A 13742-nucleotide genomic window follows, 5' to 3' on the forward strand; every position below is an offset into this window, starting at 1 on the left:
CCCCACACCCACCCCTCAACCCCCGTCACCCCCGGAGGTTCGCCATGAGCCAGTCCCATGTGATCTACCTGTCGGCCCTGCTCGCCTCCGTGCTGCTGATGGTCGCCATCAGCTGGTGGGTCGCCCGGCGCACCAAGGACGGGGAGGACTTCCTCCTCGCGGGGCGCGGTCTGGGCACCCCGTTGGTCATGGGCAGCACCCTGGCCACCCTCGTCGGCACCGGGTCCAGCCTGGGCGCGGTCGGTTTCGCCTACCAGAACGGCTGGGCCGGAACCCTGTACGGGGTCGGCGGAGCGGCCGGTGTCTTCCTCCTCCTGTGGCTCTTCGCGGACGTGCGCGAGAAGGGGTTCATGACCTTCCCGGAGGAAATGAGCTACTACTTCGGCGCCAGCCGCGCGATCAAGGGGGTGGTGGCCGTCCTGCTGTTCCTGGCCTCGGTGGGATGGCTGGGCGCGCACATCATGGGCGGGGCCATGTACCTGTCCTTCCTCACCGACATGGACCAGAACACGGCGAAGGTGGTGATCGCCCTGGGCTTTGGCGTGTACACCATCGTCGGCGGCTACCTCGCCGTGGTCATCACCGACGCCATCCAGGGCACCATCCTCTTCCTCGGCTTCACCGTCCTCGCCGTTCTGGCCCTGGTGAGCGTCGGCGGACTCGACGGGCTCAGCGAGGGCTCCTCCGAGGAGGCGCTCTCCCTCTTCGGCCACGAGGCCCTGGGCCCGATCCCGGCGCTGTCGCTCGCCGTGGTCATCGCCGTCGGAGTGCTGGCCACGCCGTCGTACCGCCAGCGGATCTACTCCGCGGTCAACGTGCGGACCGTGCGGCGCAGCTTCCTCCTCGCCGGTGTCCTCTTCGCTGCCTTCTCGGCCCTCCCGGCGATCGCCGGGATGTCGGCCCGCACGCTCGAACCCGCCCTGGACAACCCGGACATGGCCTTCCCCTACCTGGTCACCACCCTGTTCCCGGTGTGGCTGGGCGCGTTCCTGCTCGTGGCGGGACTGTCGGCCACGATGTCCTCGGGTGACTCGGACGCCATCGTGAGCGTCACCATCCTGGTGCGCGACATCTCCCAGGTCGTCACCGGCAGACTGCCCAACCCAGAACACGTGGTGCGCTACTCGCGGTGGGGGTTGACCGCGGTGATGGGGCTCGCCCTGGTGTTCTCCCTCATGGCCACGACCCTCATCGGTTACATCACCCTGATGATCTCCACCGTGCTCACCGGCCTGCTGGTGGCGTCGCTCCTGGGCAGGTTCTGGCCCCGTGCCACCTGGCAGGGCGGAATCGCCGCGATGCTGGGCGGCTCGGTGGCCGCCCTGGTCGTCAACAACGTCCCGTCGTTCACCGCCTTCTGGGGCAACGCCGTGATCCCGTCGCTGGCGGTGGCCCTGGTCGCCGGGGTGGCCGTCAGCCTGGTCACACCGCGCACCCCCATCTCCAAGGAGGAGGCCCTGCGGCTGCTGACCGAGGAGCGGTCCGCCCTCGAGGTCGGCGCCAAACTCCGGGGCGGTTCCGGCGAGGATGCCTGACCCGGGATCACGAAGGGGGCCACCACCGCGCGCGGTGGTGGCCCCCTTGTCAGTCCCGTCGCTACAGCCGCCCCTGGGCCTTGAGGTTGATGTAGGCGTCCGCGAGCGCCGGAGCGATCTGCTCGGGACCCGCGTCCACCACCTCGGCGCCCATCCGGCGCAGCTCCCTGCTGATTCGGTGCCGCTCGCTCAGCGTCCGCTCGGCCGACGCCGCCCGGTACAGGGCCTCGGGGCTGCCCCGACCCGCGGCCATCTCCTCGACCTCCGGGTCCCTGATCCCCGCCACCAGCAGCAGGTGGTGAGCCGACAGCAGCGGCAGCCTCGGCAGCAGCCCCTCCTCGAGCGAGGTCGCGTCGAGGTCGGTCAGCAGCACCACGAGCCTGCGCGACCGCCCCTGGGTGAGCACGGAGCTCACCAGTGCCGCCGGGTCCGACTCCACGAGCGTGGGCTCCAGCGGGGCCATGGCCTCCACCACCCGGTTGACCTGGCTGCCCTTTCCGGAGGCCCGGACCTGGGCGCGCACGGTCCGGTCGTGGGCCATGAAGTCGACCCGGTCGCCCGCCTTGCCCGCCAGCGCCGTCAACAGCAGCGCGGCGTCCATCGCGTGGTCCAGTCGCGGGGTGTCGCCCACCCGGCCGGCCGAGGTGCGGCCGGTGTCCAGCACGACGAGGATGCGCCGGTCCCGTTCGGGCCGCCAGGTCCGCACCACCACGCCGTCGTTGCGCGCGGTGGCCCGCCAGTCGATGGAGCGCACGTCGTCGCCGGGCACGTAGTCGCGCAGTGAGTCGAACTCGCTGCCCTGGCCCCGCACCATCGCCGTGTGCTGCCCCTCCAGCTCACGGAGCCGGGACAGCTTGCCGGGCAGGTGCCTGCGGCTGTGGAAGGGCGGCAGTGTCCGCACGGTCCAGGGGGCCGTGAGCGTGCGCTGCCGCCCGGCCAGCCCCAGCGGTCCGACGCTGCGCACGGTCACCCCGGCGGCGCGGGCGTCACCCCGGCGCGTGGGTGTGAGCGTGGTCCGCACACGGCGCCGCTCCCCGGGGCCCACCAGCAGCGGCTGGGCCCTGGGAGAGGAGTGCGCGCTCGGCTGCCAGGCGTCGCGGACCCGGCCGCGCAGCCGCCGCCGGGTCGGGTTGGCCACCGTCACGAACACCTCGGCCGTCTCGCCCAGGCGCAGTGTGGTGTCGCCCTCCCGGGACAGCCGAAGCCGCCCCGGACCGGTCGCCAGCAGCACGTCCAGAACGATCAGCAGTACCACCAGGCCCGCCGAGACGTAGGTGACGATCCCGCCGATGTCGCCGGAGATCGCCACCGCGCCCGCCGCGACGAGCGCCAGCAGAGCGGCCCGGCCGGTGACCACCATCAGCGCGGCACCGGGACGGAGGACAGCACGCCGTCGAGGATGCCGTCGGCGGTCGCGCCCTCCAGTTCGGCCTCCGGGCGCAGACCGATCCGGTGTCGCAGCGTGCCCTTGGCCAGGGCCTTGACGTCGTCGGGGGTCACGTAGTCACGGCCGGACAGCCACGCCCACGCCCGGCTCGTGCGCAGCAGCGCCGTGGCGCCACGGGGCGAGGCGCCCAGCTGGAGCGAGGGGGAGTAACGGGTGGCCCGGCACAGGTCGACGATGTAGCCCAGGACCTCGGGGGCGATCCGCACCTGTGCCACCGACGCACGGGCGGCGTGCAGCTCGGCGGCCCCGGCCACGGCGCTCACCCCGGCGGCGGTCAGGTCGCTCGGGTCGAACCCGGCGGCGTGCCGGCCCAGCATGGCCACCTCGGCGTTGCGCTCGGGCAGCGGGACGGTCACCTTGAGCAGGAACCGGTCCAGCTGCGCCTCGGGCAGCGGGTAGGTGCCCTCGTACTCGACCGGGTTCTGGGTGGCAGCCACCATGAACGGGTCCGGCAGCGCGACCGGACGCCCCTCCACGGTGACCTGCCGCTCCTCCATGGCCTCCAGCAGGGAGGCCTGGGTCTTGGGCGGCGTCCGGTTGATCTCGTCGGCCAGCAGCAGGTTGGTGAAGACCGGGCCCTTCATGAACTCGAACTTCGCCGTGTGCTGGTCGTAGACGAGCGAACCCGTCACGTCGCCCGGCATCAGGTCCGGGGTGAACTGCACCCGCTTGTGGTCCAGCGACAGGGCCTGCGAGACCGTGCGCACCAGCAGCGTCTTGGCGACACCCGGCACGCCCTCCAGCAGTACGTGGCCACGGCACAGCAGTGCCACGACCAGACCGGTCACCGTCTCGTCCTGGCCCACGACCGCCTTGGCCACCTCGTGGCGCAGGGCGGTCAGCGCCGCCCGGGCCTCGTCGGCGGAGGGCAGTGCCTCGGGTGTGAAGGCGCTCACGTGCCGTCTACCTCTCTCGATACCTCAGTGGTCAGTTCTCGTCCGGGGCGCGGTGGCGCGGGGCTCACCGCAGTGCCTCGGAGAGTCGGTCAAGCTCCTCGGCCAGCCGCAGCATGGCCGAGTCGTCGGCCGTGTGGGGGTCGGGTTCGGCCGGGTACAGCAACGGCCCGACGGTCTGGGGGTCGGCCCCGCTCCGCTCGGCCACGGCGGCCACCACGGCGTCCGGACCGGCCTCCGAGTGCAGGCCGAGCCTCGGCACCGACCGCTCCAGGAAACCCGCGCGCAGCGCGGCGACCGCTCGGTCGCGCGCCTGCCGGGACTGGTACAGCCCGGCGCGGCCCTCGGTGGTCTCGGCCGCCCGGACCACGACCGGGAGCGCCTCGGGGACCAGCGCGCCCATCCGCCGCCCCCGCCAGAGGGCGAACAGCAGCAGGGCCAGCGTCAGCGGAACCAGCGACCAGCGCAGACCCGGCGGGACCAGTTCCCACAGGCTGGCGCCCCCGACCTCTTGCGGCGGGTCCGGCCGCAGCCACACCACGTGCTCCGCGTCGATCAGGTTGAGCATCAGCGCCGCGTTGCCCGCCGAGTCGAGATCACGGTTGGTGAGCGGGGCGCCGGTGCCCAGGACCGTCGTCGTGGAGCCGTCGGGCCTGGCCACCTGGAGGACCGAGAAGCCGTCCCCGGACGGGTAGCAGCCCAGGGCCTCGACCCCGGACCCGGCGGAGTAGACCTCACCGGCCACCCCGGCGTCCCCCGCGAGGGTGGCGTCGGGCAGCGCGCAGTCGGGCGCGAGGTTGGCGTCCCCGTGAGCCCTTCCGGTCACGTCCGCACCGGGCGCGAAGGTGGTGAGGGAGCGCAACGAGGGCTGTACCAGGAAGGTGTCGGTCTCCAGCTCGGCGAGCGCCTCCAGCTCCTCGGGGAGCAGCCGGTGGTCGAGCATGAGCAGCAGGAGAGTGTCGTCCCCGGACTGCTCCACCGCCCGGACGGCCGCCTCGGAGGTGCGGGTGACTGACACGTCGGAGTCCTCGTCGAGCAACTGCGCCAGCGCGCGGGAACCCTGGGGTTCGGGACTGCCGGGCTCCATGTAGCCGGACGGGAACTGTTCCTCGCCCAGCGACAACAGGACGGCGGCCACGACCAGCACGGTGATGACGGCGAGTGGTAGCCGGCTGGCACGCCACAGGCGTCCGGCGGCTGGTCGGGGAGTGACCGGTCCCGGTGCGGTGGTCGTCATCGGGCCCCTTCGTCGTCGAGTACGGGGCGGGCCGCGCTCAGCCGTACGTCCAGTTCACGCATGGTGCGGGCGGACTCGGTCGTGGCGACGCGGTCGCCGTAGACCACGTCGTTGAAGAGGCGGGCGCCCTCATCCAGTCCCTGGGCCTGCCCGGGCAGCGACCGGGCGGCCTCGGCGGCCAGCTCGGTGGCGGTCCGTCCGGGACGCGGTGCGACGATCGCCCGCTCCTCCAGGTCCACGCTGATGGCACGCAGCCGCTCCGTCACGGCCTCGGCGAAGTCGCCCCGCGCCTCGGCCTGGTCGGACAGCGCGCGGTGGTCGGCGGCAGTGCGCACCGCGCCCTCGTGCAGGGGAGGTTCCACCCCTCGGTTGCGGGAGGGGCGCAGGTAGACGATCAGGGCGATCACCAGGACCGCCACCACCAGCAGCACCAGGCCCAGGAGCCACCCGCCGGGGATGACCCCCGCGCCCGCTGAGGCCAGGCGGTCCAGGAGTTCCCCCAGCCAGTTGAGGAACCGGTCCAGCAGGGAGGGCTCGCTCTTGCCGTAGAGGGGGTCGGACAGCTCCTCGATGGCGCGGCGCCGACCCTCCTCCCCGGTCACGTCCATGGGAGCGACGAGCGGCCTCACGCCCGGTACCCCGGAAGGTAGACCTCCGCGCCGACCGGCTGCCCCCGCTGGGCGATCTGGTGCAGCTGGAGGTCCAGACCCTCACGGCGCATCCGCAGGTCGATGTACAGCAGCGTGGTGACACCGGCCACGAAGGGCAGCGTGAGGGCGTAGATCAGCACGGTGGCCACGTAGTTGACGACACCCGCCAGGACCGGGCCGAAGGTCTCCACCTCGAACAGGAAGGGCATGGCGAGGCCGACCGGTCCGGCCAGGATCAGGTTGACCACCAGCACGATCAGCGCGCTGAGCAGCCAGTAGCCGAGGGTGCGCCACCAGGCGCCCTGGGAGATCCGCCACGAGCGAGCGATGGCCTGGCCCGGCCCGAGTCGTTCCAGAACGACCAACGGCATGGCGTAGTAGAGGCGCACCCAGATCCACAGCGCGGGGACGCCGATCACCAGTGCCGCCACGAGCATGATGAGGAACCCGATAATGAGCCCGACCACGGGGTCGGCCATGCCGAAGCCCGTGATGAGGCCGACGAAGAGGGCCACGAAGAAGGCGATGAAGGCGACGACGCCGATGACGACCTGGATGGCCAGCCTGATGAAGGCCAGACCGATGATGGAGCCGATCTGTCCGCGAACCGAGGCCCAGGCCTGCTCGATGGTGAGCCGGTAGCCCAGTACCGCCATGCCGACGACACCGGAGAGCATGCCGATCAGCATCGCCCCGCCGACCATGACGACGAGGCTGCCGAGGAAGCTCAGCATCGTGGCCATCGGCGAGGTCGCGAACATCGGGTCGTCCGGGTCGAACGCCTCCGGGTCCGCCATGATCTCGTCGAACATGTTCAGGGACGCCAGGGAGTCGCCCGTGGCCCAGGTCGCCGCGACACTGCCGATGATCGACGCGGCCGCCATGACGATCAGTGACAGCAGGAAGGTGGTCCGGGGGTTCTGGCGGACGTAGCTGAACGCGCCGTTGAAGACGTCGCCGAGCGACATCGGCCGAAGTGCCACCACGCCAGGCTTGATGGGCGCCGGGCGGGGGGAGTTCGGGTCCTGGCCGTGGGCCGCGTGACCGGTGGGGGAGCCCTGGCCGGGGGGACCGTATCCGGGAGGGGGTCCGTACCCCGGGGGCGCGTTCCCGTGGCCGGGCGGCGGACCGTAGCCCTGCTGCCCGTAGCCGGGCTGCTGGCCGTACCCGGGAGGCGGCGCGTACCCGGGCTGCTGGCCGTACCCGGGCTGTTGCCCGTACCCGGGGGGCGGGCCGTACCCCGGAGGTGGCGCGTAACCGGGAGGGGTTCCCGGGCCCGGCTGCTGCGGGTGGCCGGGTGCCTGCCCGTACCCCGGCGGGGTGCCCTGCCCCGCAGGGTTGCCGTATCCGGGGGTCGGCGCCTGCTCGGGGGGAGCGAAGCCGGGGGTCCCTTGACCTGGCCGCGGTCCCGGAGGCGTGGGTGTCGCACCACCCTCACCAGGTGCGGCGGGACCCTGTCCCGGAGCGGCCCAACCACCCGCCCCGGTGTCTCCAGAATCGGGCGACCCCTGTCCTCCGGAAACGTCGGGGGCGTCCCCCGGCCTCTCCCGGTGGTCGTCCTCCTGGCTCATCTGCCCGCCCTCCGTGAGGTTCGGTTACTGCGCGCGAGCGTTTTCGCGCCAATTCTGACGTGTCGGAAACCAACCTACCGGCCGGTTCCACCGCTTCTCAGTGGGCTTGCAGTGTGTCGTAGGCAACCCACGCACTTCATTCCTTTTGTATGCTTTCTGTTACCAACCGGCCAAGTCACGAAGCTTTCCGGGCCTTCCTTGCCAGGGATGACGCCGCCGGTGACCGAATACGGTCCAAAAGGGCCCAACACCGCTGACCGCTCTTCCAACAGTGTCCGAAGCTGGCAAGGTTGGGGGAGACGAAACGCGGTCCCCAGTCGGGGATCGTTCCCCGACACGGGGATCACGGGCACCGACCACTGACGCCGCTTGAGTGTTCCAGGAGAGAGGAGTAGGCGCCGGTATCCCCTTCCGCCCCGAGGCGGTTGCGGACCCCTGGCGCCGGACACACCAATGAAGGGACGTGTACTGGTTGTCGACGATGACCTCGCCCTCGCCGAGATGCTGGGCATCGTGTTGCGCGGTGAAGGGTTCGAGCCCTCGTTCGTCCACGACGGCGACAAGGCTCTCGAGGCCTTCCGCGAGACCAAACCCGACCTGGTCCTCCTCGACCTGATGCTGCCCGGGGCCGACGGGATCGACGTGTGCCGTCAGATCCGCGCCGAGTCCGGGGTTCCCATCGTCATGCTCACGGCCAAGAGCGACACCGTCGACGTCGTCCTCGGCCTTGAGTCGGGCGCCGACGACTACATCGTCAAGCCCTTCAAGCCCAAGGAGCTCGTGGCCCGCGTGCGTGTGCGCCTGCGGCGCACCGAGGAGCCCGCGCCCGAGGTCCTCCAGATCGGGGACATCACCATCGACGTCGCCGGGCACGCCGTGCGCCGCGACGGCGAGCAGATCAGCCTCACCCCGCTGGAGTTCGACCTGCTGGTCGCCCTGGCCCGCAAGCCGCGCCAGGTCTTCACCCGCGAGGTCCTGCTGGAGCAGGTCTGGGGCTACCGCCACGCCGCTGACACGCGCCTGGTCAACGTGCACGTGCAGCGCCTGCGCGCCAAGATCGAGAAGGACCCGGAGCACCCCGAGGTCGTCGTGACCGTCCGCGGCGTCGGCTACAAGGCCGGGACCGCCTGACCCGCTCGGGACCCACATGACCGCGTCCGAACCCGAGGAGGGGAGGGGAGCCGACTCCGAGGGGGAGCGGTCCGCCCCTCCCACCGGCCTGCCCGAGAGCGGCGGCTGGCGGGAGAACAACACGGGCCTGACCCGTGCCTACCTCCTCGCCCAGCGCGCGGCCCGCGCGCTGGTGCGCGGAGTGCACACCAACTGGCGCCGCTCCCTGCACCTGCGGGTGATCAGCACGACCCTGGTCCTGTCGTTGCTGGTCATGGCGGGGCTGGGGTACGTGCTCATCTCCGAGGTGCGCAGCGGTCTGCTGGACGCCAAGACCAACGCGGCGGTCAACGACCACCGCGCGGGGCTCAGCTACGCGCTCGCGGAGCTCCAGGAGAACGAGATCGGTGACCGCAACCGTCTCCTGAACAACGTCGCCAGCGAGCTGACCAGCCGCAGCGGCGACACCGGTCTCTACAGCGTGTTCATCCTGCCGTCGGTGAGCGACGAACTCGGCTGGGCCACCGGCGAGGGCAGCGTCCCGCCGCGGCTGGTCGAGCAGGTCCGCCAGTCCGAGGTGTTCGATCAGCAGTACCACACGTACACGCGCATCGACATGGAGGACGGTTCGGTCGAACCGGCCCTGGTCGTGGGCGCGCAGATCAACCAGGCCTACGAGCTGTACTACATCTTCCCGCTCCAGCACGAGCAGGAGATCCTGGACCTCGTGCAGGGCACGGTCGCCCTGGTGGCGGTCCTGCTGGTGATCCTCCTCGGGTTGATCGCGTTCATGATCACCCGCCAGGTGGTCACACCGGTGCGCTCCGCCGCGCAGTCGGCCGAACGGCTGGCGGCCGGGGACCTCACCGAACGCATGACGGTGCAGGGCGAGGACGACCTCGCCCGGCTCGCGATGTCCTTCAACGACATGGCGGGCAACCTCCAGGAGAAGATCCAGGAACTGGAGGAGCTGTCCAAGCTCCAGCGCCAGTTCGTCTCCGATGTCTCGCACGAGCTCCGGACGCCGCTCACCACCATCCGTATGGCCGGTGACCTCCTGTTCGACGACCGCGAGGAGCTGGACGTCTCCCACCGCAGGTCCGTGGAGCTGCTCCAGAGCCAGGTGGAACGGTTCGAGGAACTCCTGGCCGACCTCCTGGAGATCAGCCGCCACGACGCCGGGGCCGCCACCCTGGGCATCGAGTCCGCGGACATCCGGGACTCCGTCATGAAGGCGGTGGGCGACGCCGAACAGATCGCGGAGCGCCGGGGCATCAAGGTGATCCTGCGCCTGCCCGTCGACCCCGTGGTCGCCGAGTTCGACACCCGGCGGATCAACCGCATCCTGCGCAACCTGGTGGTCAACGCCATCGAACACAGCGAGGGACGCGACGTGGTGGTCGCCGCCGCGGGCGACCGCGACGCCGTCGCCGTCGCCGTGCGCGACTACGGGGTGGGGCTCAAGGAGGGGGAGGAGCACCTGTGCTTCGACCGCTTCTGGCGGGCCGACTACTCACGGGTGCGCACGACCGGCGGGACCGGTCTCGGCCTGTCCATCGCCAAGGAGGACGCCACCCTGCACGGCGGCTGGCTCCAGGCCTGGGGCCTGCCCGGCCAGGGCTCGCAGTTCCGGCTCTCCCTGCCCCGCCAGTCCGGCGCCGAGCTGCGCGGTTCACCGCTGCCGCTGGTGCCGCCGGAGATCGCGCTGGGACGCAACTACCCGCCCTTCGGCGACAAGGACGGCGGCAACGGGACCGAGGACGTGCGGGGACCGGAGCGGGGCCGGTTCGGTCCCGACGAGGAGGAGGCGCTGTGAGCGACGTGGAGCGCCAGGGGCGACTGGCCCGGGCCGTGCGGTCCATAGCGGCCGGAACGCTCGCCTGTGTGTCCCTGGCGGCCTGTGCGAGCGTCCCCATGACCGGACCCGTGGTCCCCAGTGAGGGCGGGGACGGCTCCGGCGACCCCTATGGCGGTTACGTGCGCCTCCTGCCCGCCGGTCCCCAACCCGGGGTGGAGCCCGAGGGGCTGATCGACGGGTTCCTCAAGGACCTCGGCAGCTTCGAGGAGGACCACAAGGCCGCCCGCAGCTACATGCTCCCCGAGCAGAGCGAGGAGTGGACCCCGGACGCCGCGGTCCGGGTCTTCTCCGACCTCGACGCCGTGGACATGGACTCCGAGGTCTCCTCGGACGGCCTCAGCGCCACCGTGCGCATCCGCAGCAACGAGATCGCCAGCATCGACCAGAGCGGCAAGTACGTCCCGGCCGAGACCGGAACCATGCTGGAGGAGACGTTCACCCTCGCCAAGGAGGGCGACGACCCCGAGGGCGAGTGGCGCATCCAGGACCTGCCGGACGAGATCATCCTCAGCCAGCTGGACGTGGAGCGCACCTACCGCCCGTTCAACCTGTACTTCTTCAACCCGGCGGGGACGGCCCTGGTACCGGACCCGGTGTACCTGCCCGTGAGCACCGACCAGCTGGCCGAACGCCTGCTGCGCAAGCTCATCGGCGGCCCCACCGACTGGTTGGCCCCGGCCGTGCTGTCCGCCTTCCCCGAGGAGACCGCGCCCCGACTGGAGATCGACGCCGAACGCGCGGTCATCAACATCAACGGCCAGAACGAGGCCGACGAGTACGGCATGGGCGCCCAGATCGCCTGGACCCTGCGCCAACTCCCCGAGATCCAGGAGTTCACCCTCAGGATCAACGGCGAGGAGGTGAGCTTCCCGCAGTCCGACGGAGACAGCTCCGACCGCCCCCGCCCGGGCAGCGACTACTGGTCGCGGGTCAGCCCCGGCGCCACCTTCTCGGGGGTCCACGCCTACTACACGCACGAGGGCCAGCTGTGGTCGGCGGCCGACTGGGACGCCGACAACTTCAACGACGCCGAGCGGGTCGCCGGCCCCCTGGGCGCGGGTGAGGTCCCGCTCGACCGGTTCGCGGTCTCCCTCGACGAGAGCACCATCGCCGGCATCACCCTGGGCGGCCGTGAGGTGGTCACCAGCTTCGCCAGCCCCGGAGCCCAGACCCGGGAGGTGCTCGGCGACGGCGTGTTCACCGAACTGTCCTGGGACGTGAACGGCGACCTCTGGGTCGTCGAGGAGACCGGGGACGGGGGCCGTTCCGAGGACGAGGACGACGACGAGGACGCGCCCCGCGCCGACGAGGAACCCGGTACCGAGGGCGCGGCCGAAGAGGACCCGCCCGCCCCCGGGGACATCGCGCTGTGGTTGCTCCGTGACGGGGACGAGGTGGTCCAGGCCGAGGTCAGGGGCCTGCGGGACCAGTCGCTGGTGCACTTCAGGATCTCCCGTGACGGCGCCCGCGCCGCAGTGGTCACCGAACGCGACGGAGAGCGCTCGCTCCAGGTCGGCCGGGTGGTGGAGAACGAGGACGGTCAGGTGTCCGTCGGCGCCTTCATCAGCCTCGCCGACCAGGAACTCGAGGACATCACCAGCATCTCCTGGCGTTCGAGCGACCAACTGGTCGTCCTGGGCAGCCGGGACGGCGGCACCACGCAGGCCCTGTTCGTCTCCCTGGACGGCGGTACGCCCGCAGCCAGCGCTGGCGCGCCGGTCGCCGGGATGATCTCCATCTCCGGTGCCCCCGGCCAGCCGCTGCTCGCGGGGTCGGACGACGGCAACATCTGGGTGTCCAACGACCCCCTGAACTGGCAGAACGTGGTGGAGGGCGGCTCGCCCACCTTCCCGGGCTGACCGCTTCCGGCTCGGTTGTCCACAGGCCGCGATCCCGCACTGGCGCCCGGGGCCCGGACCGCACAAGCTGGAAGCATGAACCCGATCGGTGCCTCCTGCGGGAGGCGGTGGCTCGGCGCGCTCCTGCGGGTGCTCCGGATGGTCGCCGCCCTCCTCGACCCCCTGACCGAACTCGTGCAGCGCCGGGACTGCGCGGGCTGCTCCGGCCCCGGGGATCCCCTGTGCGCGGCCTGTCGGGCCCTGCTGGACCACCGGCCGCACCGGGCGCGGGGACGCGAACACTGTCCGCCGGTCTGGGCCGCCGGGCCGTACGCGGGACACCACCGCCGGGTCCTGCTCTCCCTCAAGCACGGCGGCGAACGCCGTCTCACGCGGTTCCTGGGGGAGCGGATGGCCGTCGCCTACCGCGCCTCGGGCTGGGCGGCCCCGGACACCCTCCTGGTGCCGGTTCCGGCGCGCGGGGGCCCGCGCCCGGGACGGAGCCCCGTCCTGGGCCTGGCGGGCGTCTGCGCCCACGAGGTGGGTCCCACGGGCACGGCCGGGGTGGCGCCGGTGCTCCGCTACCGGCACCGCGCCCGACCCCAGGCGGGACTGTGCCGTGCGGACCGCCTGGGCAACCGGCTGGACGTCTTCACGGCCGAACCGCGCAGGCCCGGTGGGGCGTGGAGGGGTTGGCGGCGCCGGGTGGGTCAGCTCCGGACGGAACGGCTCGGTGTGCCCGGCCTCGGGACCGGGCGTCAGTCGACGCACGGACCACGCGAGGCTCCACCGGACGACGTGTCCACCACGGCGGTCCGGAACGCGGGTCCGCCCGGGGTGGCGCGGGGTGACCGGACAGGTGGCCTGACGGCAGAGCCCCGGAGCCCCCGGGGGCCCTGGAGGGGTTGGTGGCGCCGGAGCCGCTCGGGAGAGGTCCCGGCTCGTGCGGACGGGCCGAGGGGTGAACGCTGGGACGTCCGCGGGCGTCGGGTGGTCGTGGTGGACGACGTGCTCACCACCGGGGCGACGGTGGAGGAGGCGACCCGGGCGCTGCGCGCGGAGGGTGCGAGGGTGGTGGGCGCCCTGGTGTTCGCGGAGCGGGACCGGGTTCCGGGCCGTCCAGGTTCGGGATTGGGGAGCAGGTCGGAAAGAAGGTTTTACAAACCCCCCTGATCGGGCGAAACATGCCTGTTCGCAAGGGTTTGCGGCGCTTGTCGACCGCTTGGTACCCCGTTCGCTACCTGACATCCGCGCTGGGACAGGTTACGGTCCAGGTATGGCACCCGTCCGGGTCCGTGGTTGCGCCGGATACTCAGAGCTCCCCGAAACACCGTGGAGCCCATCCGGCAAGCCGATGCCAGGCGCAGGCGAAACGGCCCACGTAAGGCGACTTTTCGTCGACCGATCACGGTGCGCCTTAGAGGTAAGCCCTGCCCCGCTGAGGGTCCCGATGTCCCTCATGACCGGGAGAAGAGCAGTAGTCGCGTACAAGAGCGGCGACACTCTCAGCAGGCGGATGTGGGGACGAAGACCAGGTCGGCCGGACGGGTGGCATACCGACGTTGGGGGGTCCGTCGTGCCCGGGGTGCAGACCCCGGGGGCG

At 71.7% G+C, this 13742-nt stretch carries 10 protein-coding genes; 5 read left to right on the forward strand and 5 right to left on the reverse strand.

The features are described from left to right. Positions 1 to 44: 44 nt before the first annotated feature. A complete protein-coding gene (locus tag KBX21_RS22080; RefSeq protein ID WP_210843443.1) occupies positions 45 to 1535 on the forward strand; it encodes a sodium:solute symporter family protein in 1491 nt (496 codons plus the stop codon). A 61-nt stretch (positions 1536 to 1596) separates the two neighbouring features. Here KBX21_RS22080 and KBX21_RS22085 read toward each other — a convergent pair whose 3' ends face one another. The 5 genes from KBX21_RS22085 to KBX21_RS22105 form a co-directional block, all read right to left on the reverse strand. After that, on the reverse strand, positions 1597 to 2895 hold the full coding sequence (locus tag KBX21_RS22085) for a DUF58 domain-containing protein (RefSeq protein ID WP_049573293.1): 1299 nt from the start codon (positions 2893 to 2895) through the stop codon (positions 1597 to 1599). Beyond that, complete coding sequence (locus KBX21_RS22090; protein ID WP_210843445.1) at positions 2895 to 3878, reverse strand: MoxR family ATPase; 984 nt, start codon at positions 3876 to 3878, stop codon at positions 2895 to 2897. The genes KBX21_RS22085 and KBX21_RS22090 overlap by 1 nt, the downstream gene beginning before the upstream one ends. A 64-nt stretch (positions 3879 to 3942) precedes the next feature. Next, the gene (locus tag KBX21_RS22095; protein ID WP_049573283.1) at positions 3943 to 5112 is read right to left on the reverse strand and encodes a DUF4350 domain-containing protein; all 1170 of its coding nucleotides are present in this window, start codon (positions 5110 to 5112) and stop codon (positions 3943 to 3945) included. Beyond that, on the reverse strand, positions 5109 to 5720 hold the full coding sequence (locus KBX21_RS22100) for a DUF4129 domain-containing protein (RefSeq protein WP_210843500.1): 612 nt from the start codon (positions 5718 to 5720) through the stop codon (positions 5109 to 5111). The genes KBX21_RS22095 and KBX21_RS22100 overlap by 4 nt, the downstream gene beginning before the upstream one ends. Before the next feature lie 17 nt (positions 5721 to 5737). Beyond that, positions 5738 to 6748, reverse strand: a complete 1011-nt coding sequence (locus KBX21_RS22105; RefSeq protein WP_210843448.1) for a glycerophosphoryl diester phosphodiesterase membrane domain-containing protein — start codon at positions 6746 to 6748, stop codon at positions 5738 to 5740. Between the two features lie 1038 nt (positions 6749 to 7786). On the opposite strand from KBX21_RS22105, the gene mtrA reads away from it, so the two are divergent. The 4 genes from mtrA to KBX21_RS27160 all read left to right on the forward strand — a co-directional run bounded on the left by mtrA (position 7787) and on the right by KBX21_RS27160 (position 13312). Beyond that, positions 7787 to 8464, forward strand: a complete 678-nt coding sequence (mtrA, locus tag KBX21_RS22110; protein WP_014908694.1) for an MtrAB system response regulator MtrA — start codon at positions 7787 to 7789, stop codon at positions 8462 to 8464. A 16-nt stretch (positions 8465 to 8480) separates the two neighbouring features. Next, positions 8481 to 10259, forward strand: coding sequence for an MtrAB system histidine kinase MtrB (gene mtrB, locus KBX21_RS22115; RefSeq protein ID WP_210843450.1), 1779 nt, complete (start codon positions 8481 to 8483; stop codon positions 10257 to 10259). Then, the gene (locus KBX21_RS22120) at positions 10256 to 12160 is read left to right on the forward strand and encodes an LpqB family beta-propeller domain-containing protein (RefSeq protein WP_049573271.1); all 1905 of its coding nucleotides are present in this window, start codon (positions 10256 to 10258) and stop codon (positions 12158 to 12160) included. The genes mtrB and KBX21_RS22120 overlap by 4 nt, the downstream gene beginning before the upstream one ends. A 75-nt stretch (positions 12161 to 12235) precedes the next feature. Continuing rightward, positions 12236 to 13312, forward strand: a complete 1077-nt coding sequence (locus tag KBX21_RS27160; RefSeq protein WP_307869251.1) for a phosphoribosyltransferase family protein — start codon at positions 12236 to 12238, stop codon at positions 13310 to 13312. Positions 13313 to 13742: the final 430 nt, after the last annotated feature.

The sequence above is a fragment of the Nocardiopsis sp. B62 genome (assembly GCF_018070675.1).
Lineage (GTDB): Bacteria > Actinomycetota > Actinomycetes > Streptosporangiales > Streptosporangiaceae > Nocardiopsis > Nocardiopsis prasina.